This window comes from Pseudomonas sp. GW822-FHT07A10 (genome assembly GCF_058798795.1).
On the sequence record NZ_JBXAKV010000008.1, the window covers coordinates 102,003 to 127,807 of the forward strand.

The 25,805-nt window shown below is 60.1% G+C and carries 24 protein-coding genes; 13 read left to right on the top strand and 11 right to left on the bottom strand.

What is annotated here, in order from left to right; all coding sequences use genetic code 11:
- Positions 1-37 precede the first annotated feature (37 nt).
- Positions 38-556 (bottom strand): Mpo1 family 2-hydroxy fatty acid dioxygenase, encoded by a 519-nt coding sequence (locus AC1RL4_RS15235; RefSeq protein WP_349747459.1) that lies wholly within the window; start codon positions 554-556, stop codon positions 38-40.
- An 84-nt stretch (positions 557-640) separates the two neighbouring features.
- On the opposite strand from AC1RL4_RS15235, the gene AC1RL4_RS15240 reads away from it, so the two are divergent.
- Together AC1RL4_RS15240 and AC1RL4_RS15245 are read left to right on the top strand one after the other, a co-directional pair.
- Positions 641-1,327: a Crp/Fnr family transcriptional regulator gene (locus AC1RL4_RS15240; protein ID WP_019581707.1), complete on the top strand. Its 687-nt coding sequence runs from the start codon at positions 641-643 to the stop codon at positions 1,325-1,327.
- 97 nt (positions 1,328-1,424) lie between these two features.
- Positions 1,425-1,790, top strand: coding sequence for a response regulator (locus AC1RL4_RS15245; RefSeq protein WP_019581708.1), 366 nt, complete (start codon positions 1,425-1,427; stop codon positions 1,788-1,790).
- Between the two features lie 70 nt (positions 1,791-1,860).
- Here the strand turns inward: AC1RL4_RS15245 and AC1RL4_RS15250 are convergent, their stop codons facing one another.
- Entirely contained in the window at positions 1,861-2,865 is a 1,005-nt protein-coding gene (locus AC1RL4_RS15250) for an AraC family transcriptional regulator (protein ID WP_019581709.1), read from the bottom strand.
- Between the two features lie 100 nt (positions 2,866-2,965).
- On the opposite strand from AC1RL4_RS15250, the gene AC1RL4_RS15255 reads away from it, so the two are divergent.
- The 8 genes from AC1RL4_RS15255 to AC1RL4_RS15290 all read left to right on the top strand — a co-directional run bounded on the left by AC1RL4_RS15255 (position 2,966) and on the right by AC1RL4_RS15290 (position 10,469).
- Entirely contained in the window at positions 2,966-4,039 is a 1,074-nt protein-coding gene (locus AC1RL4_RS15255; protein WP_230174018.1) for a fatty acid desaturase, read from the top strand.
- A 378-nt stretch (positions 4,040-4,417) separates the two neighbouring features.
- Positions 4,418-4,999, top strand: coding sequence for an alpha/beta hydrolase (locus AC1RL4_RS15260; protein ID WP_064615794.1), 582 nt, complete (start codon positions 4,418-4,420; stop codon positions 4,997-4,999).
- Between the two features lie 62 nt (positions 5,000-5,061).
- Positions 5,062-5,994, top strand: a complete 933-nt coding sequence (locus AC1RL4_RS15265) for a sigma 54-interacting transcriptional regulator (RefSeq protein WP_230174016.1) — start codon at positions 5,062-5,064, stop codon at positions 5,992-5,994.
- 263 nt (positions 5,995-6,257) lie between these two features.
- Positions 6,258-7,040, top strand: a complete 783-nt coding sequence (locus tag AC1RL4_RS15270) for a MetQ/NlpA family ABC transporter substrate-binding protein (protein WP_007941045.1) — start codon at positions 6,258-6,260, stop codon at positions 7,038-7,040.
- 466 nt (positions 7,041-7,506) lie between these two features.
- Positions 7,507-8,172 (top strand): amino acid ABC transporter permease, encoded by a 666-nt coding sequence (locus tag AC1RL4_RS15275; protein WP_230174014.1) that lies wholly within the window; start codon positions 7,507-7,509, stop codon positions 8,170-8,172.
- Complete coding sequence (locus AC1RL4_RS15280; RefSeq protein WP_019581715.1) at positions 8,153-8,812, top strand: amino acid ABC transporter permease; 660 nt, start codon at positions 8,153-8,155, stop codon at positions 8,810-8,812. Before AC1RL4_RS15275 ends, AC1RL4_RS15280 begins: the two co-directional genes overlap by 20 nt.
- Entirely contained in the window at positions 8,809-9,591 is a 783-nt protein-coding gene (locus tag AC1RL4_RS15285; protein WP_230174013.1) for an amino acid ABC transporter ATP-binding protein, read from the top strand. The genes AC1RL4_RS15280 and AC1RL4_RS15285 overlap by 4 nt, the downstream gene beginning before the upstream one ends.
- Positions 9,588-10,469 (top strand): transporter substrate-binding domain-containing protein, encoded by an 882-nt coding sequence (locus tag AC1RL4_RS15290; protein WP_086944175.1) that lies wholly within the window; start codon positions 9,588-9,590, stop codon positions 10,467-10,469. Before AC1RL4_RS15285 ends, AC1RL4_RS15290 begins: the two co-directional genes overlap by 4 nt.
- A 75-nt stretch (positions 10,470-10,544) precedes the next feature.
- Here AC1RL4_RS15290 and AC1RL4_RS15295 read toward each other — a convergent pair whose 3' ends face one another.
- A complete protein-coding gene (locus AC1RL4_RS15295; protein ID WP_230174011.1) occupies positions 10,545-11,705 on the bottom strand; it encodes an AAA family ATPase in 1,161 nt (386 codons plus the stop codon).
- Positions 11,706-12,009: 304 nt separating this feature from the next.
- Between AC1RL4_RS15295 and AC1RL4_RS15300 the strand changes: the two genes are divergently transcribed.
- The 3 genes from AC1RL4_RS15300 to AC1RL4_RS15310 are packed head-to-tail and all read left to right on the top strand — an operon-like array spanning position 12,010 to position 17,227.
- Positions 12,010-13,113: an efflux RND transporter periplasmic adaptor subunit gene (locus AC1RL4_RS15300; protein ID WP_230174009.1), complete on the top strand. Its 1,104-nt coding sequence runs from the start codon at positions 12,010-12,012 to the stop codon at positions 13,111-13,113.
- Positions 13,110-14,177 carry an efflux RND transporter periplasmic adaptor subunit gene (locus tag AC1RL4_RS15305; RefSeq protein ID WP_230174008.1) on the top strand — a complete coding sequence of 356 codons (1,068 nt, stop codon included), beginning with the start codon at positions 13,110-13,112 and terminating at the stop codon, positions 14,175-14,177. Before AC1RL4_RS15300 ends, AC1RL4_RS15305 begins: the two co-directional genes overlap by 4 nt.
- Positions 14,174-17,227 (top strand): efflux RND transporter permease subunit, encoded by a 3,054-nt coding sequence (locus AC1RL4_RS15310; RefSeq protein ID WP_230174006.1) that lies wholly within the window; start codon positions 14,174-14,176, stop codon positions 17,225-17,227. Before AC1RL4_RS15305 ends, AC1RL4_RS15310 begins: the two co-directional genes overlap by 4 nt.
- A gap of 3 nt (positions 17,228-17,230) precedes the next feature.
- Here AC1RL4_RS15310 and AC1RL4_RS15315 read toward each other — a convergent pair whose 3' ends face one another.
- The 8 genes from AC1RL4_RS15315 to AC1RL4_RS15350 all read right to left on the bottom strand — a co-directional run bounded on the left by AC1RL4_RS15315 (position 17,231) and on the right by AC1RL4_RS15350 (position 25,496).
- Positions 17,231-17,860, bottom strand: coding sequence for a class I SAM-dependent methyltransferase (locus AC1RL4_RS15315; protein ID WP_019581722.1), 630 nt, complete (start codon positions 17,858-17,860; stop codon positions 17,231-17,233).
- A gap of 64 nt (positions 17,861-17,924) precedes the next feature.
- Positions 17,925-18,569 (bottom strand): methionine ABC transporter permease, encoded by a 645-nt coding sequence (locus AC1RL4_RS15320; protein WP_019581723.1) that lies wholly within the window; start codon positions 18,567-18,569, stop codon positions 17,925-17,927.
- Positions 18,559-19,680, bottom strand: a complete 1,122-nt coding sequence (locus tag AC1RL4_RS15325; RefSeq protein WP_230174004.1) for a methionine ABC transporter ATP-binding protein — start codon at positions 19,678-19,680, stop codon at positions 18,559-18,561. The genes AC1RL4_RS15320 and AC1RL4_RS15325 overlap by 11 nt, the downstream gene beginning before the upstream one ends.
- A gap of 2 nt (positions 19,681-19,682) precedes the next feature.
- Positions 19,683-20,492 (bottom strand): MetQ/NlpA family ABC transporter substrate-binding protein, encoded by an 810-nt coding sequence (locus tag AC1RL4_RS15330; RefSeq protein WP_028939561.1) that lies wholly within the window; start codon positions 20,490-20,492, stop codon positions 19,683-19,685.
- A 174-nt stretch (positions 20,493-20,666) separates the two neighbouring features.
- Positions 20,667-22,019, bottom strand: coding sequence for an LLM class flavin-dependent oxidoreductase (locus AC1RL4_RS15335; protein WP_230174002.1), 1,353 nt, complete (start codon positions 22,017-22,019; stop codon positions 20,667-20,669).
- A complete protein-coding gene (locus AC1RL4_RS15340; RefSeq protein ID WP_096481464.1) occupies positions 22,019-23,212 on the bottom strand; it encodes an SfnB family sulfur acquisition oxidoreductase in 1,194 nt (397 codons plus the stop codon). The genes AC1RL4_RS15335 and AC1RL4_RS15340 overlap by 1 nt, the downstream gene beginning before the upstream one ends.
- Before the next feature lie 23 nt (positions 23,213-23,235).
- Positions 23,236-24,477 carry an SfnB family sulfur acquisition oxidoreductase gene (locus AC1RL4_RS15345; RefSeq protein WP_019581727.1) on the bottom strand — a complete coding sequence of 414 codons (1,242 nt, stop codon included), beginning with the start codon at positions 24,475-24,477 and terminating at the stop codon, positions 23,236-23,238.
- Between the two features lie 254 nt (positions 24,478-24,731).
- The gene (locus AC1RL4_RS15350) at positions 24,732-25,496 is read right to left on the bottom strand and encodes a hypothetical protein (protein WP_019581728.1); all 765 of its coding nucleotides are present in this window, start codon (positions 25,494-25,496) and stop codon (positions 24,732-24,734) included.
- Between the last annotated feature and the right edge of the window lie 309 nt (positions 25,497-25,805).

Genomic DNA, 25,805 nt, shown 5'->3' on the forward strand with positions numbered 1-25,805 from the left:
GAGCGGTAACGGCATCAATCCGTTACCGCTCTTTTTCTCAGGCGGCTGAGCGTTGATTGCGCAAGGCCACTGGCCCGGCGCGTTCTTCGATGGCCCGTTTCAGTTCGCTCCGAAGCCCCAACAGAAAACCTGCTTCCACCACCACAAACAACGGGCCGACAATCAACCCCGTCACATCATCGACAAACGCCGGTTTGCGCCCCTCGTAATGATGACCGACAAACTGAATCGCCCAACCCACCACAAACATCCCGATGCCGCTGGTAAGCCAGAGGAACGTGCTCTGCTGCGCCAGCACATTCCCCAGCCAGACCGACAGGCCCAGCAATACCGTCATCAGCACCCCCAGCCGCAGTTCCAGGCGCAGGTAAAACCATGCCGACACCAGTGACACCAGCACTGCCGGTGACAGCCAGCCCCCAGCCCATTGCGGACGCGACAGCAACACCGCGACCGCCACGACGATCAGGGGAATGCCCACGAAGTGGCTGGCGATATTGCGCGGATCACGGTGGTAGGCGGCGTATTGACTGAGATGGTCAACGAGGCTTTTCATTGTTATTCCTCCTGTAGGGTGATTGATGATGCCCCGGGTTCATCTCTCGCTCTGTCAGCCAGGCGACAATCTCCAGGAGTTTTCATGGACATGCAGGTTTGGCGTTCGCGCCTGGATACGGGGCAATGGTTCAGTCATGTACCTGTTTCCTTACAGGATAGTCTGCTGGCAATCGCCCGGATTCGGCGCCTATCGCCGGGGCAACTGCTGTTCAAACGCGGTGATCCCCCGTGCGGGTTGTATGCGGTGCTTGAAGGTTCGGTGCGCATTGGCGCGGTGAATGAGCAGGGCAAGGAAGCGCTGCTGAGTCTGGTGGAGCCGCCGCACTGGTTCGGCGAAATCTGCCTGTTCGATAGTCAGCCGCGAACCCATGATGCCTACGCCGTGGGCCAGTGCATTCTGTTGCACATCCCGCAAACAGCGCTGCTGGCGTTGCTCGACGAACACCCGGTGTACTGGCGGCAACTGGCATTGCTGATGAGCCACAAACTGCGCCTGACCTTCATCAACCTCGAACAGCTGAGCCTGATGCCGGCCCCGGCGCGCCTGGCCCATCGCTTGCTGATGATCGCCGAGGGTTATGGTGAAATCGACCTGCCGCGCCGCGTTCTGCAACTGCCGCAGGAGCAATTGGCGTCGATGCTGTCGCTGTCGCGCCAGACCACCAACCAGATCCTCAAGGACTTGCAGGGGCAGGGGATTCTGAATCTCAGGTATGGCGAGATCGAGATTCTGGATGCGCAGCGGTTGCGGGCGTTGGCGGTGGTTTGACGTGCACCTGTAGGCGCTGTCGAAGGCTGCGATCTTTTATTGATGGGCTTTGTCCACGAACGCGCCTAGCCTGTGAAGACGACAATCGAGGTGTGCCATGCGTGTGCTGTTAGTGGAAGACGAACCCGAGACCGCCAGCCTCCTGGCCAAAGGCCTGAGCGAAGCGAGTTATGCGGTGGATGTAGCGCTCAATGGCATGGACGGCCGACGCTTTATCGAATCTGGCGAATATGAATTGATTATCCTCGACGTGATGCTGCCGGGGCTCAACGGCTGGCAGTTGCTGCAGCAGATCCGCAAGCTCGGCGATACACCGGTGCTGTTGCTCACCACCACGGACGGCATCGAGGACCGGCTGCGCGGGTTGGAGTTGCATGAGGATGATTACCTGCTCAAGCCGTTTACCGTCAGCGAGCTGGTGAAGCGGGTGCGCAAGCTGTTGCGGCGAGATCGGGGGCGGTAGCAGTAGCGGTTTCAGTGGTGCTTGAGAAATTGCGATGGGGCCGGAAATCTCAACGCACCTTGCGAATCTATTACCGCAACCCATCCCGAAACTGCCCCGGCGTCATCCCTGTCCAGCGCTTGAACGCGCGGCTGAAGCTGCTGGTGTCGGCGAATCCCAATAGATAACTGACCTCGCTCAACGAGCATTGCGGGTCGCGCAGGTGCAGCAGCGCCAGGTTTTCCCGACTTTCGTTGAGCAGCGTATCGAATCGACAACCTTCGTCCGCCAGGTGCCGTTGCAGGCTGCGCAAGCTCAAGTGCAGTGCTTCGGCGATGCGATCGGCCGACGGTTCGCCCTCAGGCAGTTGCTCTTCAATGGCGTCGCGAACCTTGCGCTCCCAGGTCAGGGGCTTGAGTTGCGCCAGGGTGCGTTTGAGCACGGTTTCGTTGTGTTCGGCCAGTTCCGGGTTGGCGTCGTCCAGGTGGCTGTCGAAATCCACCAGGGCGAATTCCAGTCGGTCTTCCTCGGCGGCGAAATACACCGGCGAACGGAACACTTTGTGCCATTGATGCGGGTCGGCAGGTTCCGGACGGCGCAGATAAACCGCCAGCGGCGCGTAGTCACGGCCCAGCCGGTTACGACAGGTGCGCACGTAAATCGCCGCGAAGGCGTCAATGGCTTCGAAGGCTGGCGCGGGGTTGCCTTGGGGGATTTTCAGGCGGAAGCGATAGCGATCCTCGGCGCGGGTCAACTCCAGGTCCAGCGCATCGCTGACCACCTGGTGATAACGCACGATGCGCTCGAACACTTCCCGCAAGCTGCCGCTGGCCACCAACGCATACCCGAGCGCATGAAACGTGGTCGGGCTGACAAACCGCGACACCCGCAAGCCAATCGCCGGGTCGCCACTGACCTGTACCGCGATTTCCCACAGGCGTGTGGTGCCGGACAACGGGTAACGGGCGTTCGGGTCGTCCATCAACTGCGGATCGAGCCCCGCCTGTCGGCACAGGGCGGTGCTGTCGAGGCCCAGCGCATCGAGCTGCTTGCGCAGGGCGCGGGTCCAGCTGGCGAGGGAGGTCGGTTCAGTCATGTCGATTGGCGCGTCCGGTCAACAGGTTGGCGTTCACGGCTACCGCTGTGTGAAGCATCACAGGGCAGGATGCGAACATCAATAACCAGAGGATGGAAGCATGGACGGTACTTCTGCAAGTCCCCAGCGACTGAATGCAGCACAACGATCAGCGCATATTCGCCAGGTGGTATTGGCCAAGGGCGTCGAGTTGCGTCGGCGCTACCCGATTCTCAACCATCAGGACGCCTTGGGTGCGGGCATCCTGGCCTTCGCCCTGGCCGGGATGATCGGTTCGGCAGTGCTCTATATCAACGGATACATGGCCTGGTGGGCATGCCTGTTGGTCAACGCGTTCTTCGCCTCGTTGACCCATGAACTTGAGCATGACCTGATCCACAGCATGTATTTTCGCAAACAGCGGGTGCCGCATAACCTGATGATGGGCCTGGTGTGGCTGGCGCGGCCGAGCACCATCAATCCGTGGATCCGCCGCCATTTGCACCTCAACCACCACAAGGTATCCGGCACCGAAGCCGACATGGAAGAGCGGGCGATCACCAACGGTGAGCGCTGGGGTTTTGCGCGGCTGTTGATGGTTGGCGACAACGTGATGTCGGCGTTTATCCGCATGCTGCGGGCCAAGACCTGGGCGCACAAGTTCAGCATCCTCAAGCGCTCCCTGAAAGTTTACGCACCGCTGGCGCTGATGCATTGGGGGGCGTGGTATGTGTTCCTCGGTTTTCACGCCGCCAACGGCATCGCGCATCTATCGGGGGCGCCCATCGAATGGTCGGCGACGACATTGGCGGTGATGCAAGTGATCGACATCGCTGTCGTGGTGATCATCGGTCCGAACGTGTTGCGCACGTTCTGCCTGCACTTTGTCAGCTCGAACATGCACTACTACGGTGACGTCGAGCCGGGGAATGTGATTCAGCAGACTCAGGTCTTGAACCCTTGGTGGCTGTGGCCATTGCAGGCGTTCTGCTTCAACTTCGGCAGCAGCCACGGGATCCATCATTTTGTGGTGAAGGAACCGTTTTACATCCGCCAGATGACGGTGCCGGTGGCGCATGAGGTGATGCGTGAGATGGGGGTTCGGTTCAATGATTTCGGGACGTTTGCACGGGCGAACCGATTTGCGCACAAGGCGACCACAGAACCCCGTCAGGTGCATGCCGCCCAGGTTTGAGCAAGGCACCCGGAAACTCAAAGGCGAAAAGCGCTCGTCATCAATTTGACCCAAAGGGACGCTACGTTGTGACGCAAGCAGCGAGGGGGCGGCGATTGCCGAAGATGATTCGTATATGCGATTTAGGCCTAATAAAGTAATTAAATATTCCTTTATTGGATAACCGATTTCGCCAATCATCGGCTTCAGGATTGTTGATCAGCGCAAACAGATTTTGAGTTTCCGGGGCCGTCTCCTTGGCAGGGTGCGGCCCCTTTTTTATTTCGGGCAAACGCATATTCGATATTGGTCTTAATAAATAGCTTCTTATTCCTTAGCGAATATAACTCTCCTCCCTATACTCGATCAGGAACAGACACACAGCAGGAGAGCTCCCCCATGCGCAACGAATCAATTCGCTACCTGATTGTGCCGGGCTGGCAAGGATCGCCAGAAGATCATTGGCAAACCCACTGGCAGAACAGTCTGCCAAACAGCGCGCGGGTGGAGCAGGCCGATTGGCTGACGCCTCGTCGTGAAGACTGGGTCGCAGCGTTGGCCGAGGCGATTGCCGCCGACAGCACGCCTGTGATCCTGATCGCCCATAGCCTGGGTTGCATCACCGTTGCCCATTGGGCAGCCACCGCGCCGCTGCAATTTTTGCGTCAAGTGCGCGGCGCCTTGCTGGTCGCGCCGGCGGACGTCGAGCGCCCGGCCTGCGCGCCGGCCCTACGCAACTTTGCGCCGATCCCGACCCATTTATTGCCGTTCCCGAGCCAGGTCGTCAGCTCTGACAACGACGCCGCCGTGAGCGCGCCACGCGCGCTTGAACTGGCGCGTCAGTGGGGCGCCGAGGCGGGGATTTTATCGGGGGCGGGGCACATCAACGTGAAGTCCGGTCACCGGCGCTGGGAGCAGGGTTTTGCCTACCTTTATCGGCTGCAGAACCGCATGGAGCAGCACGCCCTGCGCCGCGCTTGAACCTCATTCTTTTTCTTTAAAAATCGCCCCCGTCTCCCGGCGGCTTTGGGCGGGAGTCTGCCATGAGTTTGCATGAAACCTTCGGTCAGCCATTGCTGACCTTTCCCGATGCGGAAAAAAGCCCGCTGAGCATCCGTGCCAAGGCGCTGGTGTTTGTCGATCCGCGTTCCCGGCAGTTGCGCCAGGAGCTGGAACAGCTGGCGCCACGTTCGATCTCAGTGTTGATTCGCGGTGAAACCGGCAGCGGTAAAGAACTGCTGGCGCGGCACATCCATCGCGCCAGTGATCGTGGCGGGTTGTTCGTGTCCGTCAATTGCGGCGCGATCAGCCCGACTTACGCCGATGCTGAACTGTTCGGCTATGCCGCCGGCAGTTACAGCGGTTCGGCCAGCAGTCGTGCCGGCTGGTTCGGCTCGGCCAACGGCGGCACCTTGTATCTGGACGAGATCGGCGACCTGCCGCTGCCGATCCAGATCAAGTTGCTCGCAGCCCTGGAAAACCACGAAGTCACCCGCGTCGGTGCGCACCAGCCGAGCCCGGTGGACGTGCGTCTGGTGGCGGCCACCAGCATCGATCTGGCCCAGGCAGTGGCGGCCGGAAAATTCCATGAGCGGCTTTATCACTACCTCAGCGAGGGCCAGCTCGAACTGCCGGCATTGCGTGAGCGGGTGGGCGATATTTTGTCGCTGGCCGAATACTTCCTCGGCATCTACAGCCAGCGCCTCGACCTGCCGGTGCCACTGATCAGCGAAGCCGCGCAGCATCTGCTGGAGCAACACAGTTGGCCGGGCAACACCCGAGAGCTGGAAAACGTCATTCACTTTGCGCTGCTGGTGAGTACTGGCGATGAGATTTTGCCGGAGCATTTGAATCTGCCCGAGGCGTCTGCATCGTTGCTACAGATCGAGCAGCAACTGAAAAAAATCCTCGGCAGCGGCTCCGCCGCCGAAAAAGAGGCCTTGAAAGACCTGCTCAAAACCACGGGGCTTCTGTAGGAGCGAGGCTTGCTCGCGACAGCGGTGTGCCAGGCAATATTGATGTCGGCTGACACTCCCTCTTCGCGGGCAAGCCTCGCTCCTACAGGGTCGTTCGTGGATTGGACTGTATGAGAAAAATGGAATATGAAAGTGAATAAAAGATATTGTTCGGGAATAAAAAATCCCGGTATTGTCCGCGTCACGCCAGCGATAGCACTTCACTGGCACCTGAACATTTAGCCGTCGTCGATGACGACCGTGATTTTCGATAAGGACACTGCATGAAAAAGGTTCTGTTGTTCACCGCATTGGCGGCTGCCCTGACCGCGGGCCTGGCCCAGGCTGGCGAGAAACTGGTGGTTGCGGCGACGCCGATTCCACATGCCGAGATTCTTGAACTGATCAAGCCAACCCTCGCCAAAGAAGGCGTGGACCTGGAGATCAAAGTCTTCACCGACTACGTTCAGCCGAACGTGCAGGTCGACCAGAAGCGTCTGGACGCCAACTACTTCCAGACCCTGCCGTACCTGAAAAGCTTCAACGAAGGCAAAGGCACGAACCTGGTGACTGTGATCGGCGTGCACGTCGAACCGTTCGGCGGCTACTCGAAGAAAGTCAAAACCCTGGCTGAGCTGAAGGACGGCGCAACCATCGCCATCCCGAACGAAGGCAGCAACAGCGGCCGTGCCCTGATCCTGCTGCAGAAGGCTGGCCTGATCGAGTTGAAAGACCCGAAAAACGCTTTGGCCACCCCGAAAGACATCGCCAAGAACCCGCACAATTTCAAGTTCAAGGAACTGGAATCGGCCATGCTGCCGCGTGTTCTGGACCAGGTCGATCTGGACATGATCAACACCAACTACGCGCTGGACGCGGGCCTCAACCCGGCTAAAGACGCGCTGGTGATCGAAGGTGCCGATTCGCCTTACGTGAACTTCCTGGTGGCACGTCCGGACAACAAGGACAGCGTTGCCATCCAGAAACTGGCCAAGGCCCTGACCAGCCCGGAAGTGAAGGCGTTCATCGACAAGAAATACAGTGGCGCGGTACTGCCGGCGTTCTGATTCACCGCCGTCTCGAACCCCTTCAAGGTTTCAAACGCCGACGGCTACTACAGCGTCGGCGTTTTTTATTGCGCCAAGATCAAAAGATTTCAGGCCACCCGCGCCTTCAACGCCCTGCGCAGCGCCACCAGCAATTTCACGATGTCCTGCGGATCCAGCCGCGGCGGCACTTTTACGTCAGCCATGTTCTCTTCCTTGTGATGGTTCGGCCGGGGGAGTCTGGCCAAAAGCTGCACGTCCTTGGAGGGGCATTTTGAAAAAAAGATCCTTCCTACAGCGCAAAGGAAAATAGCCGTCTCCCGCTGCCGTCGCAAATCCACAGGATAGTTTTTTGTGTGATATCAATATGCTTTATCGGTATTTAAATTACTCTTTTTATACCTTTAAAGTCGGTTCCTGCCGGGTGGTTATCCACTGCCCATGGACTGCGCCATCGTCGCTTACCGAGTGGCTTACAGGATGTTCAATGACCTTCGACTACGCATTTATCCTCGGCACCCTGCCGGCGTTTCTCAAAGCCGTTGGCGTGACGCTGCAGGTCGGCTTCATCGCCATCGGCACTTCATTGCTGGTGGCGCTGGTCAACGCGACGATTCTGGTGTTTCGCGCGCCTTACCTGCGGCGTCTGGTCGGGCTGTATGTGGAGTTGGCGCGTAACACGCCATTGCTGATCCAGTTGTTCTTCGTCTACTTCGCCTTGCCGGCCCTGGGCATCAAAGTCTCGGGCTTCGCCGCAGCGATCATCACCATGACCTTTCTCGGCGGAGCCTACCTCACCGAAGTCCTGCGTGCCGGCGTGGATGCCGTGCCCCAGGCGCAACTTGAGTCCGGTCGTTCAATTGGCTTGTCCCACGGGCAATTGCTGCGCTACGTGATCTTGCCGCAGGCCGGCATCCTCAGCCTGCCGTCGCTATTCGCCAATTTCATATTCCTGCTCAAGGAAACCACGGTGGTCTCGGCGGTGGCGGTGCCGGAGATTCTCTACACCACCAAGAGCTACATCGCGCTCTATTACAAAACCTACGAAATGCTCGCCGTGCTGACGTTGATCTGCGTGCTGTTGTTTTTGCCGTTGTCGCTGCTGCTCAGCCGTCTGGAAAGGAGGCTCCAGCATGGCCAGTTCGGGTCTTGAGTTGCTCATGGTGTCGTTGCCGCAATTGGGCAAGGGCGCTGCGCAAACCTTGTCGATTTCTTTTCTGAGCATCGCCTTCAGCACCGTCGGCGGCGTGCTCTACGGCGTGTTGCGCACGCTGAATTCGAAGTGGCTGAACGTCATTTTGCGGGTCTATCTGGAATTGTTCCGGGCGATCCCGGTGCTGGTCTGGTTGTATTTGCTGTTCTTCGGCCTGCCGATTTTTTTCGGCCTGAGCATTCCGAGCTTCTGGTGCGCGGTGCTGGTGCTGTCGCTGTGGGGCGCCAGCGAAGTCGGGGAAGTGGTGCGCGGCGCCTTGCATTCGTTACCGCGCGGCCAGCGAGAAGCAGGGTTGTCGATTGGCTTGAACGGCCCGCAACTCTACGGCTACGTGCTGCTGCCCCAGGCGCTGAAGCGCATGACGCCGCCAACCATCAACGTCTACACGCGGATCATCAAGACCAGCTCTCTGGCGGTGCTGATCGGCGTGGTGGACGTGATCAAGGTCGGCCAGCAGATCATCGAGCGCACCTACGAATCGGTATTGATCTATGGCGCGCTGTTTCTGTTTTTCTTTTTCATCTGCTACCCGCTGTCGGCCGCTTCCCGCGTGCTGGAGCGGCGCTGGACGCAAGCATGAGCGCATTGATCGAGTTCAAGGGTTTCAACAAGTTTTTCGGTGAGCAGCAGGTGCTCAACGGCATCGACCTGAAGGTGAAACCGGGCGAAGTGATCGTCATCCTCGGCCCCAGCGGCTGTGGCAAAAGCACCTTGCTGCGCTGCCTCAACGGCCTGGAAGTCGCTCACAGCGGCAGCTTGAATTTTGCCGGGCGTGAGTTGCTGGGCAAGGGCACCGACTGGCGCGAAGTGCGTCAGCAGATCGGCATGGTATTCCAGAGTTATCACCTGTTCCCGCACATGAGTGTGCTCGATAACGTGCTGCTTGGCCCGGTGAAAGTGCAGAAGCGCGACCGCCGCGAAGCCCGTACCCAGGCCGAAGCCTTGCTGGAGCGCGTAGGCCTGTTGGACAAGCGCGACGCGTTCCCGCGTCAGCTCTCCGGTGGTCAGCAGCAACGCATCGCCATCGTCCGTTCGCTGTGCATGAATCCCCAGGTCATGCTCTTTGACGAAGTCACCGCCGCCCTCGACCCGGAGATGGTCAAGGAGGTACTCGAAGTGATTCAGGGCCTGGCCCGCGAGGGCATGACCCTGCTGATTGTCACCCACGAAATGGCCTTCGCCCGCGCCGTGGCCGACCGCATCGTGTTCATGGATGCCGGGCGCATCCTTGAGCAACAACCCCCCGAGATTTTCTTTACGAACCCGCAAACCGCACGAGCGCAGCAGTTCCTGGAGAAGTTCTCCTTCGTCGCCGCACTACCTAAAACGACTCAAATAAAGGAATTGGAACTGCCATGAAAACTGCCAAGTCTTCTCTGCTGCTACTCCCGCTGTTCGGCCTGGCGCTGCTGGCCGGTTGCAACAAAACCGAAGAGCCGGCCAAGCCGAAAGTCGCCAGCGTCAGCAGCGCACCGGCCGGTTACCTGGAAAAGATCAAAGCCCGGGACAAGCTGATTGTCGGGGTGTTCACCGACAAACCGCCGTTCGGTTTTGTCGATGAAGCCGGGCGCTACGTGGGGTTCGATACCGACATTGGTCGCCAATTCGCCAAGGATCTATTGGGCGATGAAAACAAAGTCGAGTTCGTGGCGGTGGAGCCGGCGAGCCGGATTCCATTCCTGCAAAGCGACAAGGTCGACCTGATCCTGGCCAACATGACCGTCACCCCGGAGCGCAAGGAAGCGGTGGACTTCACCAACCCGAACCTCAAGGTGGCGGTGCAGGCGCTGGTGCCGCAGGCCAGTTCAGTGAAGAACCTTGATGACCTGGCGACCCGCACGACTATCGTGACCACGGGTACCACAGCCGATGTCTGGCTGACCAAAAATCACCCGGACTGGAAACTCCTGAAGTTCGAGAAAAACTCCGAGTCCCTGCAAGCCCTGGCCAATGGTCGCGGCGACGCTTATGCGCAGGACAATCTGGTGCTGTTCAGCTGGGCCAAACAAAACCCGGGCTACCGTGTACTGGAGCAGAAGTTGGGCGCCGAAGCACCGATCGCCCCGGCGGTAAAGAAGGGCAACATCGAACTGCGTGATTGGGTGAATGCGGAGTTGGCGAAGCTGGGTGAGGATAAATTTTTGCTCAAGCTGTACGACCAGTATGTGCGCAAAGAGCTGAGCGACGACACCAGGCCTGAAAGCGTGATAGTCGAGGGTGGGAAGTGGCAGGGGTGATTTGCTTCAGATGATCGTTCCCACCTGTGGCGAGGGAGCAGCTCCCTCGCCACAGGTGGGAACGATCAGTGTGTCTCAGTCAGGCCAATACCACACAGGCTCATCCAGCATCCGCTGCCCGACCATCCCGGTCTGGCCGAAATCTTTCTCCAGCACAATGCAATTGCACTCCGGGTCTTTCTGCAATGCCGAGATCAAGCGCCGCGCATGGGACACCACCCACACCTGGCACTGTTCGGACGCTCGAATAATCAACCGCGCCAATGCCGGCAACAAGTCCGGATGCAGACTGGTTTCCGGCTCATTCAGTACCATCAGCGTCGGCGGCCGGGGTGTCAGCAATGCCGCGACCAGCAGCAGATAGCGCAACGTCCCGTCCGACAACTCGGCGGCGGACAGTGGCCGCAACAACCCTTCCTGATAAAACTCGATTGCAAATCGGCCACCTTGCAGCAGTGCGATGTTCAGCGTCGCGCCGGGGAACGCATCGCTGATCGCCGCCTGCAAGGCTTCGGGATCGCCGATTTCGCGGATGGTCTGTAATGCCGCCGCGAGGTCGCGACCGTCGTGGTGCAACACCGGCGTGCGAGTGCCCAGTTGTGGTTGTCGCGCCGGAGCTTCGGCATCGCTGCGAAAGTGATCGTAGAAGCGCCAGCGGCGGATGAATTCACGCAGCTGCAAGACTTCCGGCGAGGTGCGCAAGCTACCAACCTGATCGAACAGGCTGTCGAAGTTCGGCGTGTGCTGGGTCAACACTTCCCAGCCGCGCCCGACCCGGGCGCGGATCATTGGGCCGTTGCGATCCACCAGCAGGCTGGCCGGGCGATAGAACGGCCCGGACCAGATGCATTCCTTTTTGATTTCCGGGTCCAGAGAAAACGCGGAGAGACTCGGTTCCGCAAGGCCCAGCGCGATCGAGTAGCTGAAGTCTTCACCGGCAAACCCCAGGCGCAGGCGCTTGACGCCGTGTCGCATGGTTGCCTGGACCGGGATTTCACCCTTGCGCATGCGCTGGGTGATGGTTTCCGGCCCGGCCCAGAAGGTCGAATCCAGCCCACCCTCGCGTGCCAAGCCATTGACCACGCCACCCTGAGCGGTTTCCGCCAGCAGGCGCAAGGCGCGGTAGAGATTGGATTTACCGCTGCCGTTGGGGCCGGTGATCAGGTTCAGCCGTTCGAGCGGAATCACCAATTTATTGATCGAGCGGTAGTTGGCCACCGCGAGGGCTTTGAGCATGGGGAGCTTCCTGCTGCAGGGTCAGCCATTCTGCCTTATTGTCAGCAACACGGTGATCCCTGTGGCGAGGGGGCTTGCCCCCGTTGGGTTGCGAAGCAGCCCTTAAACCAGTCACCGCGTTTCTTTCAGGATCACTGTGTTAGCCGGCTTACGACTGCTGCGCAGTCGAACGGGGGCAAGCCCCCTCGCCACAGTCAAGCCCCTCGCCACAGGGAATGCAGCAAACCCGTGCACCTGTTGAACCCTGTTCTAAGCTCACAGTCGTATCGTCACTGGCACGTACGTACAACGCAAAGGAGTCTGCATGGCGGGTCCCGGATTGAAATTAATGGTTGGCCTGAGCCTCTTCGCCCTGCTGACCGCTTGTGGCGAGAAAAAGCCCGTCGAGAAGGACCGTCCGCGAGTCTTCGTGCAAGAGGTCAAGCCAACCGATTACGCCGCCGCGGTGACACTCACCGGCGATGTCCAGGCCCGAGTCCAGACCGAGTTGTCGTTCCGCGTGGGCGGCAAGATCATCCAGCGCATGGTCGACGTCGGTGATCGGGTTTCAGCCAAACAAGTGCTGGCCAGGCTCGACCCCAAAGACCTGCAAACCAATGTCGATTCGGCCCAGGCCCAGGTCGTTGCCGAGCAGGCGCGGGTCAAACAGACAGCGGCAGCCTTCGTTCGTCAGCAAAAACTCCTGCCCAAGGGCTACACCAGCCAGAGCGAATACGACTCCGCCCAAGCGGCCTTGCGCAGCAGCCAGAGCGCTCTGAGCGCCGCTCAAGCGCAATTGGCCAACGCCCGCGATCAACTGAGCTACACCGCGTTGATTGCCGATGCGCCAGGCGTGATTACCGCGCGCCAGGCCGAAGTCGGTCAGGTGGTGCAGGCCACGGTGCCGATTTTCAGTCTGGCCCGGGATGGCGAGCGTGACGCGGTGTTCAACGTTTACGAATCGCTGCTGGCCGAGCCGCCATCGGACAGATCAATTGTGGTCAGCCTGCTCGACAATCCGAAAATCAAGACCACGGGCACCGTTCGCGAAGTCACGCCAGCGGTGTCCGCGCAGACCGGCACGGTGCAAGTCAAAGTCAGCCTCGACGGTCTCCCTGAAGGCATGCAGCTCGGCTCGGTGGTGAGCGCCACGGCCAAGCCAGTGGGTAAAACCGCAGTGGAACTGCCCTGGGCGGCCCTGACCAAAAACCTCAGCGACCCGGCCGTGTGGCTGGTGGACGCCGAGGGCAAGGCGCAGTTGCACACCGTCACCGTTGGCCGTTACCTGACCGGCAAAGTCATTGTCAGCGCCGGCCTCACCGGTGGCGAAAAAGTCGTCACTGCGGGCGGCCAGTTGCTGCACCCGGGCGTACGGGTGGAGGTCGTCGAAAATACCGATCAGCCCCCAACGACAGGAGCCCAACCATGAAGCGCCTGTTGCTGTTGTCTGCCGTTGTGCTGCTGGGCGCCTGTTCCAAGGAAGAAGCACCGCCAGAACCGGTTCGGCCGGTGTTGTCCGTGGAGGTGAAAGCGCTCAATCAAGAAAACCTCGGCCGGTTCGCCGGCAGCATTCAGGCCCGTTACGAAAGCAACGTCGGGTTCCGGGTGCCGGGGCGTATCGCCAGCCGTAACGTCGATGTCGGTGCCGAAGTGGAGAAGGGCGCCTTGCTCGCCACCCTCGATCCCTCCGATCAACAGAACCAGTTGCGCTCGGCTCAGGGTGATCTGGCGCGTGTCCAGGCACAGCTTATCAACGCCCAGGCCAACGCCCGGCGTCAGCAGGAGTTGTTCAATCGCGGGGTTGGCGCTCAGGCACAACTGGACATCGCCCAGACCGAACTGAAAACCACCCAGGCGTCCCTCGATCAAGCCAGGGCCGCCGTCAACCAGGCGCAGGACCAACTCAACTACGTCGAGCTGCGCACCGATCACAAAGCCATTGTCACCGCGTGGAATGCCGAAGCCGGGCAAGTGGTGACCGCCGGCCAGCAAGTGGTGACCCTGGCGCAGCCGGACATCAAGGAAGCGGTGATCGACTTGCCCGACACCCTGGTCGATGATTTGCCGGCCGACGTGGTGTTCCAGGTCGCCTCGCAGCTGGACCCGAGCATCACCAGCACCGCCATCGTGCGTGAAATCGAACCCCAGGCCCAAAGCGCGACCCGTACCCGTCGCGCTCGCCTGAGCCTGACCGATACGCCGCCGGGTTTTCACCTCGGCACGGCGATCAGCGTGACCCTCAGCTCTGAAATCAAACCACGCCTCGAACTGCCGGCGAGCGCATTGCAGGAGGTCGATGGGAAAACACGGATCTGGATCGTCGATCCACAGACGCAAACCGTTGCCCCACGGGAGGTCAGCCTGATCAGCCGGACCGACGACACAGTGGTCGTGGCCAACGGTGTGAAATCCGGCGAGCGGGTGGTCAGTGCCGGTGTGAACAGCCTCAAGCCGGGGCAGAAAGTGAGAGTTGACGAGGGCAGCCCGCAATGAAAGGGAGTTTCAACTTATCCGAATGGGCCCTCAAGCATCAGTCGTTTGTCTGGTATTTGATGTTCGTCGCGCTGTTGATGGGCGTGTTCTCCTACCTGAACCTGGGTCGCGAAGAAGACCCGTCGTTCACCATCAAAACCATGGTGATCCAGACCCGTTGGCCCGGCGCGACCCAGGAAGAAACCCTCAAGCAGATCACTGACCGGATCGAGAAAAAACTCGAAGAACTCGACTCGCTTGATTACGTGAAAAGCTACACCCGCCCCGGCGAATCAACGGTCTTCGTTAACCTGCTCGACACCACCAGCGCCAAGGACATTCCGCAAATCTGGTACCAGGTGCGCAAGAAGATCAACGACATCCGCGGCGACTTCCCGCAAGGCCTGCAAGGGCCGGGCTTCAACGATGAGTTCGGTGATGTGTTCGGTTCGGTGTATGCCTTTACCTCTGACGGCCTGTCGATGCGCCAGCTACGCGATTACGTGGAACAGGTGCGTGCCGAAATCCGTGAAGTGCCAGGATTGGGCAAGGTCGAAATGATCGGCCAGCAGGATGAAGTGCTGTACCTGAACTTCTCCACCCGCAAACTCGCCGCCCTCGGCATCGATCAGCGCCAGGTGGTGCAGAGCCTGCAATCACAGAATGCCGTGACCCCGGCGGGAGTGATCGAGGCCGGCCCGGAGCGGATTTCGGTGCGGACCTCGGGGCAGTTTGCCTCTGAGAAAGACCTGGCCAACGTCAATCTGAAGCTCAACGACCGCTTCTACCGCCTGGCCGACATCGCCGATATCAGTCGTGGCTATGTCGATCCTGCCACCCCGGAGTTTCGTTTCAACGGCCAGCCGGCCATCGGCCTGGCAATCGCCATGAAGAAGGGCGGCAACATCCAGGCATTTGGCAAGGCGCTGCATCTGCGCATGAACGAGCTGACGGCCGACCTGCCGGTGGGCGTTGGCGTGCACAACGTTTCCGATCAGGCCGAAGTGGTGGAAGAAGCTGTCGGCGGTTTCACCAGTGCGTTGTTCGAGGCCGTGGTGATCGTGCTGATCGTCAGCTTCGTCAGCCTTGGCGTGCGCGCCGGGCTGGTGGTGGCATGTTCGATTCCGTTGGTGCTGGCGATGGTCTTCCTCTTCATGGAATACAGCGGCATCACCATGCAGCGGATTTCCCTCGGTGCATTGATCATCGCCCTCGGCCTGCTGGTGGACGACGCGATGATCACGGTGGAGATGATGGTCACGCGCCTGGAAATGGGTGAAACCAAAGAGCAAGCGGCCACCTTCGCCTACACCTCGACCGCGTTCCCGATGCTCACCGGCACGCTGGTCACTGTCGCCGGTTTCGTGCCGATCGGCTTGAACGCCAGCTCCGCCGGTGAGTACACCTTCACCCTGTTCGCGGTGATCGCGGTGGCCATGTTGGTGTCATGGGTCGTCGCCGTGCTGTTCGCCCCGGTGCTTGGGGTGCATATCCTGAGCGCCAAGGTGAAACCTCACGACACCGAGCCTGGGCGCATCGGTCGGGCATTCAATGGTGGCCTGCTCTGGGCCATGCGCAATCGCTGGTGGGCTATCGGCATTACCGTAGTGCTGTTCGTGCTCTCGGTGTTTTCCATGCAGTTTGTGCAGAACCAGTTCTTCCCGTCCTCGGACCGCCCGGAAATTCTCGTCGACCTGAACCTGCCGCAAAACGCCTCGATCGCCGAAACCCGCAAAGCCGTGGACAAGCTCGAAGCAACGCTCAAGGGCGACCCGGACATCGTGCGCTGGAGCACCTACATCGGCGAGGGCGCGATCCGTTTCTACCTGCCCCTCGACCAGCAATTGCAGAACCCGTACTACGCGCAACTGGTGATCGTCAGCAAAGGCCTGGAGTCACGCACGGCGCTGACTGCGCGTTTGCAAAAGCGCCTGCGCGAGGAGTTCGTCGGTATCGGCAGTTACGTCCAGGCCCTGGAAATGGGCCCGCCGGTGGGGCGGCCGATTCAGTACCGGGTCAGCGGCAAGGACATCGATCAGGTGCGCAAACACGCGATCGCCCTGGCCACTGAGCTGGATAAAAATCCGCACATCGGCGAGATCATTTACGACTGGAACGAGCCGGGCAAAGTGCTGCGCATCGACATCGCGCAAGACAAGGCGCGGCAACTGGGGCTGTCGTCGGAAGACGTGGCGAACCTGATGAACAGCATCGTCGTCGGCTCGCCGGTGACGCAGGTCGATGATGACATCTACCTGATCGACGTGGTCGGCCGCGCTGAAGATGCCGAGCGCGGCAGTCCGGAAACCTTGCAGAATTTGCAGATCGTCACTCCCGGCGGCACTTCGATACCGCTGCTGGCGTTTGCCACGGTGCGCTACGAACTGGAGCAACCGCTGGTATGGCGTCGTGACCGCAAACCGACCATCACCATCAAGGCTGCGGTGCGCGACGAGATTCAGCCGACCGACCTGGTGAAGCAGTTGCAACCGGACATCGACAAGTTCGCCGCCGGTTTGCCGGTGGGCTACAAAGTCGCCACCGGCGGTACGGTGGAGGAAAGCGGCAAGGCCCAGGGGCCGATTGCCAAGGTGGTGCCGTTGATGCTGTTTTTAATGGCGACCTTCCTGATGATCCAGTTGCACAGCGTGCAGAAGCTGTTCCTGGTGGCCAGCGTCGCGCCGCTCGGGCTGATCGGCGTGGTGCTGGCGCTGATCCCGACGGGCACGCCGATGGGCTTCGTGGCGATCCTCGGGATTCTGGCGCTGATCGGCATCATCATCCGCAACTCGGTGATCCTGGTGACCCAGATCGACGCCCTCGAGAAGGACGGCTATACGCCGTGGGACGCGGTGCTGCACGCCACGGAACACCGTCGCCGACCGATTCTGTTGACGGCCGCGGCGGCGAGCATGGGGATGATCCCGATTGCCCGGGAAGTGTTCTGGGGGCCGATGGCCTACGCGATGATTGGCGGGATCATCATTGCGACGTTGCTGACGCTGCTGTTTTTGCCGGCGCTGTATGTGGCCTGGTACAAGGTACGCGAGCCGAAGAAACAAGCGCCGTAACGATCAGTCGGCTCGACGCCAAACGCTGGCCAACCAAGGCTGCTGCTCCCGCGGCAGCCCCGCCGGCCGGTAGTAATGCTCAAGCTCCACAAACCCCGCCTCGGTCAGCATTTGTTGCCACGCCGCCAGGTCGTAATACGCCCCATACCGTGATCCGTTCCAGCCTTCCTGATTCTCGCCACGGGGATTGGAACTGAACAACACACCGCCCGGCTTCAACGCCGCGCGCAGTTGCTTCAACACCCTGGGCAACTCCTGACTCGGGACATGAAACAGCACCGCATTGGCAAAAATCCCGTCGAAGCGCTCGGCCGGCAGATCGAGTTTCAGGAAGTCCTGCTGCCAGACCTCACACCCGCTGTCGTCCCGGGCCATCTGCGCAAGCTTTTCCGAACCGTCGAGCCCGATGGCGATGTGGCCCAGGCGGGTGAAGGTTTTCAGGTCGCGGCCAGGACCGCAGCCAAAGTCGAGAATGCTGAAGGGCGCCTTACCCTGAATATGCCGCAGCAGGGCATCGATGTTCTGGCTGACATCGTGATCGCGAGTGCCTTCACGGAAGTCTTCAGCCACCGCGTTGTAATGGCCCAGAGTGGTGGAGGTGATCTGCTCCAGGTCGGTGGGAGTCTGTTTCATGGTTGGCTGCACAGAAAAAGAGAGAAGCACTGACTATAAGCGCTTTCGCACTTTTGATCTTGATTCAGCGCTTGTTCAACCCCCGAGCCAACCGATCCCCACCCAACTGAATCACCGCCACCAACACCACCAGCAGCACAATCACCGTCAACATGATCTGGCTGTCAAAGCGCTGATACCCATACCGATAAGCAATGTCCCCCAACCCGCCAGCGCCAATCGCCCCGGCCATGGCCGACGAATTGATCATCGTCACCAGCGTAATGGTGAACCCCCCGACAATCCCCGGCAGCGCTTCCGGCAGCAACACATGCCAGACGATATGCCAGCGCCGGCACCCCATCGCTTGCGCCGCTTCGATCAACCCGTGGTCGACTTCCCGTAGGCTGACTTCGGCAATGCGTGCGAAGAACGGCGTAGCGGCAATGGTCAGTGGCACCACGGCGGCCCATACGCCATAGGTGGTGCCGACGATCAACCGGGTAAACGGAATCAGCGCCACCATCAAAATCAAAAACGGAATCGAGCGAAACAGGTTCACGAACGCGCCCAGTGCGCGGTTCAGTGCCGGTGCTTCGTAGATTCCGCCCTTGGTGCTGGTGACCAGAATCACCGCCAACGGAATGCCCGCCAACAGCGCGATCAGCGATGACACGCCGACCATCAAAAAGGTGTCGATGAAACCTTGCAGCAATCGATCAAACCACATAACCCAGCACCTCTACCTGCTGCGCCCAATGACCGGCGCGCTGACGCAATTCCTCGGCACCGAGGGACGAACCGGTCACCGCCAGCAGCAATTGCCCCAGCGCATGGCCCTGAATCCGCTCCACGCCCCCTTGCAGCAAACGCACACGACCACCGAGGGCGCTGAACAGCGCCGCCAGGTCTGGCTCGTCGCGGGTATTGCCGGTGAATTGCAAGCGCAGCACCACGGCGGCGTCCGAAGACTGCGACTGTGCCCGCAAGCGGCTTTGCAGTTCTTCCGGCAGGCCGTGTTGCAGCGGCGCGAGCAAGGTCTTGCTGACCTCATGTTGCGGGTTGCCGAAGACTTCCCAGACCGGCCCTTGCTCGACGATTCGCCCGTGTTCCAACACCACGACCCGATCACAGATATCGCGGATTACCGCCATCTCGTGGGTGATCAGCACGATGGTCAGGCCCAGGCGCTGATTAATCTCGCGCAACAGGCCGAGGATCGATTGGGTGGTCTCTGGGTCGAGGGCCGAAGTGGCCTCGTCGCACAGCAGAATTTCCGGGTCATGCACCAACGCACGGGCGATGCCGACACGTTGTTTCTGCCCGCCGGAAAGCTGCGCCGGATAAGCCTTGTGTTTACCTTGCAGACCCACCAGTTCGAGCAATTCACGGACCTTCTGCTCGCGTTTTTCCTTGGGCACACCGGCGACTTTCAATGGTAATTCGACGTTCTGCCAAACCGTCTTGGCTGACATCAAATTGAAGTGCTGGAAGATCATGCCGATGCGCCGGCGCAGCGCCACCAGTCGGTCTTCATCGAACTCGCCGATGTCCACCTGATCGATCAGTACTCGCCCGCTGCTCGGTTGTTCGAGGCGGTTGATGGTACGGATCAGAGACGACTTGCCGGCACCGCTGCGCCCGATGATGCCGAACACTTCGCCGCGCTGGATTGCCAGGTCGATACCGTGCAGGGCCGCCACCTGACCTTGCTGGCCATTGTAGGTTTTACCCAGGCCGATGAAGCGCACGTGGGCGCGGTTCAGCTCGGGGTGCAGCTCGGTGCGTTCAGCAGTGTGTGGCTCTGGAGTCTCCAGTCGCCGTTGGATGGCGGCCGTCATGCTCAGCTTTCCCAGCCAGCTTGATAGAGCTTGCCATGGGTCTTATCCAGCGCTGCGCGAACCGCTGGCGAGTGCTGATAGATGTCGACGAATTTGATCAGCCGTGGGTCGGTTTTGCTTTTCGGCTGGATCACGAACTGGATTACGTATTCCTTGTGATCGAGACCGTCGAACAGCAGCGCGGAGCTGGCATCGAAGGTTTTCGACAGGCGAATGTAGGCCGGATAACCCTGGACCAGATCGGCGTCGTCGTAGGCGCGTACCAGTTGCACGGCTTCGACCTGAAGGATTTTGATTTTCTTCGGGTTGGCGATGATGTCCTCTTCGGTGGCCTTGTAGCCGACGCCCGGTTTGAGCGTGATTAACCCGGCCTTGGCCAACAGTTGCAGGCCGCGACCGCTGTTGATCGGGTCGTTGGCGATGGCCACGCTGGCGCCTTCTGGCAACTCGGCGAAGCTTTTGTATTTCTTCGAATAGAGGCCGACGTTGTTGATGATGCCCGGGGCGAACGGCACCAGATCAAAGCCGGCCGCGGCCTTGGCGTTTTCCAGGAACGGAATGTGCTGGAAATAGTTCACGTCGATGTCGCCCGAGGCGAGGCTGACGTTGGGAGCGATCCAGTCGCTGAACTCCACGAGTTCGACTTTCAGGCCTTGTTTGCTGGCTTCCTCTACGGCGGCTTCCAGCGGAATGGCGAAGGCGGCGGTGGTGCCGACTTTCAGCGGCGCGTCGGCGGCGAAGGTGATGGAGCTGAAGAGGCCGAGGGCCAGGGCCAGTGCTTTGACTGGGTGGGATAAGAGTTTTTTGGTCATGATGATTTTCCAGTCAATTGTTTAATCGGTGCACAAATTTGTGGCGAGGGGGCTTGCCCCCGTTGGGCCGCGAAGCGGCCCCAAAACCATGCAATGAGGTGTGTCAGGTAAAACCGGTCCGCAGGTTTGCGACTGCTGCGCAGCCGAACGGGGGCAAGCCCCCTCGCCACAGGATTAGCGGCGGAACGCAGAGCCTGTGTGTTGCTCAGGCAAATGCGCGTCACGCTGAAACAGCTTTTCCCGCAGACTGCCGTTGTCGTAAGCGGTCTTGTACGAGCCCCTGCGTTGCAACTCGGGAATCACCAGCTCAATGAAATCCACATAGCTTTCCGGGGTGACGATCCGTGTCAGGTTGAAGCCGTCGAGGCCGGTTTCGGCGATCCATGATTCCAGCTCATCGGCCACTTGCTCAGGCGAGCCGACCACGGTGATGTAGCGGCCACCGAGGGCGTGTTGTTCCAGCAGTTTGCGGCGGGTCCAGTCGTTGTTTTGCAGGTTCTTGGTGGCGGACTGGATGGCGTTGCTCTTCACGTACTGAATCGGTTCGTCGAGTTCGTACTCGGAAAAATCGATCCCGGTGGATGCCGAAAAGTGCGCCACGCCGGCCTCGGCGCTGGCGTAGCTCAGGTACTCGGCATGCTTGGCCCAGGCCAGCGCTTCGGTGGCGCCGACGATCACGTTTAAACCCATGAACACCTTGATGTCCCAAGGATTGCGCCCGGCCTCGACGGCGCTGGCGCGAACCTTGTCCACTTGAGCCCGAGTCGCCGGTTTGTTCTGGCCGCTGATGAACACGCACTCGGCATGCCGACCGGCGAACAGCAAACCGCGATCGGAGCTGCCGGCCTGGAACAGCACCGGCGTGCGTTGCGGCGACGGCTCGCAGAGGTGATAACCCTCGACCTGATAGAACTCGCCCTTGTGCTCGACCTTGTGCACTTTGTCTGGCTGGGCGTAGATCCGTTGCTCGCGGTCGTTGAGCACCGCGCCGTTTTCCCAGCTGCCCTCCCAGAGTTTGTAGAGCACTTGCAGATATTCGTCGGCCTGGTCGTAACGTCGGTCGTGTTCCACCTGTTCGCTGAGGCCCATGGCCTTGGCGGCGCTGTCCAGATAGCCGGTGACGATGTTCCAGCCGACGCGGCCGCGACTCAGATGATCAAGCGTCGACAGGCGTCGGGCGAACAGATAAGGCGGCTCGTAGGTCAGGTTGGCGGTCAGGCCGAAGCCGAGGTTCTTGGTGACCGCGGCCATGGCCGAGACCAGCAGCAGCGGGTCGTTGACCGGCAACTGGATCGACTCTTTGAGCGGCACGTCCACCGAGTTCTGATAGACGTCGTACACACCGACGATGTCGGCGATGAACAGACCGTCGAACAGCCCGCGCTCCAGCAGCTTCGCCAATTCAGTCCAGTATTCGATCGTCTTGTACTGGGTGGACGTGTCCCGTGGATGGGTCCACAGACCATGGTTGATGTGCCCGATGCAGTTCATGTTGAACGCGTTGAGCAGGATCTTCTTTTTGCTCATCAAATGGTCCCCCGCAACGGCGGGTTTTCATCGTTGAGGTAGTAATTGCCTACCGCGTGATACTTCCAGCGCACCGGGTCGTGCAGGGTATGCACCCGGGCGTTGCGCCAGTGGCGATCCAGGCCGTGCTCAATCAGAGTTGCTTGGCTACCGGCTAATTCGAACAGCGTGCTGCCGGCGGCGAGCGAGATTTCTGTGCTGATGGCCCGGGCTTCGGCAACCGCAATCGACGCGGCGGCGACGGTCTCGGCATTGGTGTCGGCCTGGGCCCGGTCGAGGAATTCGCCGGAGCGTTCCAGCAAGGCTTCGGTGGCGTGCAGACGAATGCTCAAGTGGCCGAAGCTCTTGAGGGTCAGTGGGTCTTCGGTGGCTGTTTCATGCGTGGCGTCGATCCACGGCCGGGTTTTGGTGCGCACGAAATGCAATGCATCTTCATAGGCTGCGCGGGCAATGCCGGTGTCGATCGCGGCGTGGAGAATCTGCGCCAATGGGCCGACAGTGGTCGGGCGTTCGAATGCGCTTTGAAATGGAATCACGTCCTCGGCGGCAACGTAGACATCCTCGAACACCACCGAACCGCTGCCGGTGGTGCGCTGGCCGAAGCCGCTCCAGTCGTCGATGACCGTCAGGCCTTTGCTGTTGTGCGGGACGAAGGCCAGCTGTTGCACGCCGTTTTCATCCACTACTGAGGTGGGGATGCGCTGGGCGTAAATGGCGCCGGTGGCGTAGAACTTGCGGCCGTTGATGCGATAGCCGTCACCGTCGCGGGTCAGGCGGGTGACGCGGTCATGGGCGGTTTTGGTGCCCAGTTCCGCCAGTGCGTTGCCGAAACGCTGGCCTGCCAGCACTTCGGCGTACAGGCGTTTTTTCTGCTCATGGCTGCCGTTCACACGGAGCACTTCGAGGGCGTAGAAATGGTTCTGCGGGATCTGCCCCAGGGAGCCGTCGGCCTGGGCGATCAACGCGATCACTTTGGCCAGGGTGACGTTGGAAACACCGGCGCCGCCGTATTCCTTTGGCACGCTGATGCCCCAAAGACCCGAACGGGAAAACACTTCCAGTTCCGGGTGCGGCAATCGACGTTCGCGGTCGCGCAGGGCGCTGTCGCGTTTGAAGTCGTCGGCCAGGTCACCGGCGACGATCAGGGCTTGCTCATCGCTGGTAATGACCGCGACGTTTCGAGAAAGAGACATGTGTTTCTCCAGCGATCTGGTCGTTAAATCCAGGAGTGGCGAGCCGGCAACGTGCCGTTCAAGTGATAAGCGCCAACCGCGTGATACTTCCAGCGCACCGGGTCGTGCAGCGTGTGCACCCGGGCATTGCGCCAGTGGCGGTCGAGGTTGAACTCGGCGAGGGTGGCGCGGCTGCCGGCCAGCTCGAAGAGTTTTTCGCTGGCCAGCAGCGAGATCTCGGTGGTCAGCACTTTGGCCTCGGCAACGGCAATCGAGGCGCGTGCCGCAGACTCGGCGGTGAGCGGCGCGGCGTTGACCTGATCGAGCACTTGCCCGGCCTTGCGCAGCAGCGCTTCGGCGGCGTGCAGTTCGATTTTCAGCTTGCCGATATCGGCGATCACGTAGAGGTCGTCGCTGGCCCGTTCGACCTTGGCGTCGATCCAGGGCCGGGCACGGGTTTTCACGAATTCGATGGCGTCATCGATAGCGCCCCGGGCGATGCCGGCGTCGATGGCCGCTTGAATCAGTTGCGACACGGCGCCCTGAGTGTTCGGGCTGTCGTTGATCCTCCAGTTATCCACCACCAGCTCGGCGTCGACCCGCACGTTGTTGAGCAAAATGGTGCCGCTGGCGGTGGTGCGCTGGCCGAAACCCGACCAGTCATCGACGATGCGCAGGCCCGGGGTGCCACGACGAACGAAGGCCAGCACTTGCTTGCCGTCGTCGTTCAGCACTTTGACGGCCACCCAGTGGGCGAACAATGCGCCGGTGGAGTAGAACTTCTGCCCGTTGATGACGAAGCCATCGCCGTCGGCGGTGATTCGCGCCTTGAGCTCCAGGGTATTTTTGGTACCGCGCTCAGGGCCTGCGTTACCGATCCGCCAGCCTTCGAGCACGCTTTTGAACAGCTGTTTTTTCTGCGACTCGGTGGCACTGCCCAGTATCAGGTTGAGAATCCCGAACTGGTTCTGCGGGATCTGCCCCAAGGCCGGGTCGGCTGCGGAAATGATCGCGAAGACTTCGGCAACGGTGACGAATGAAACCTGTGGGCCGCCGTATTCACGCGGGATGGCAATGCTGCCCAAGCCGCTGCGGGTGAACTGTTCGATTTCCGACCAGGGCAACTTGCGCTGCTGGTCACGTTTAGCGGCTTGCAGGCGCGCGACTTGCGCCAGCTCTTGGGCAGCCTTGATGGCTTGTGCGTCGTTGCGCAAGACCTGCGCGGGCAACAACAATGGGGCTATGTCCAGATCACTCTGAACGATTGCATCTGCCAGACTGGACATCAGTGCCGCTCCTTGGCTGCACGCAATGCCCTGGCGATTTGCACTGGGGTGATTGTGTTCCGGACCATACCTACCTCACATCTCATGAAAACGCCGCAGGTGTTGCGGCGAACGAAAAACACGAATGTCCGGTGGTCCGGTGTATATACCCTAAACGCGTATAAATAATTAATGAACTAACTTTTAGGAATATAGATAGAAGAGGTATCAGTCTCTTCCCTGTAGCAGCTGGCTTCGCCAGCTGCTACAGGGCTTCACCGCTTTCTGGGTTCTGCGGCTTTGAGCACTTCTTTGGGCGGCACTTTCAGGTAAGGATTGGCACAGCCGATTTTCAGTGTGCGTGCCGGTGCCCAGCGCGAGTTGTTACCCACCCGGTCGAGGATGCAGTAGGTCACTTCCAGTCGAAGGTCTTCGCCGGCTTCGAGAATGATTGCCGGTGGCACCCAGACGTGGATCGGCTGACCCACATCGTCGGCCTTGAGTTTGGGCAGGTCCATGCGCACATCGCCCCAGCGCAGGGTGATTTCGTCGTCGGCGGCCATGTTCAGGTAGGGTTCGATGGTCAATGGCACACCGCGCTTGACCTGGTTCGGATTGACCCCCTGACGGCGAATGGTCTCGGGAATGAACACCGGCGCCAGGCTCTGGTTTTCCTCATCGCAAAGGGGCGAGGGTAGGCCGCCGGGGCAATCGAGTTTGATCTGGACGCGCGCCGCCGGTGATATCGCTGGCCCTTGCCCGATCTGCATGACCTTGTAATGGACGCGAGCAGAACCGTTGGCAATGAAGCTTTCCGGCACCCGCAGGCTCACCGCTTTGCCACCATGGTCAGTCCCCACAAGGCTGGAGGCCACGTAGCAGTTGTTCCAGAACAGCTCGATCAGGTCGCCTTCGTCCATGCCTGGATAAGGCGGCACGTCGATCATTAGATGAGCGGCCGAGGTGATGCTGATGCCGGCCTTGTGAGTTTGCGCCAGGGTCGGGGCTGCAAGGTCGGGTTTGTTCGAAGTGCTTGTCATGGGGTTCTCTCCTTGAAGCCTTACCGCGAAGTCCGTTTCTGAAAGATCGAAAGGCGTGAATTACCAGGCAACAAAACGATTCACTTTTTGTGTGTTTGAAGAGTGATCGAGTTTGATGAAAGTCGCTTGTTGGAGACTAGATAAGAGTGGGTTCGAATAGGTGTCAATAGTGTTTATTGGTTAAAGGTTGGTTCTTGGGTTATTCAGAAATCTCCTACGCAGTGCAGTTAATAAACCCCAATGCTCTGTCGAATTTAGTCCAATATTTGATGGGCTGCACGCCTTGGAAGTAGCAACCCATTGACTGTG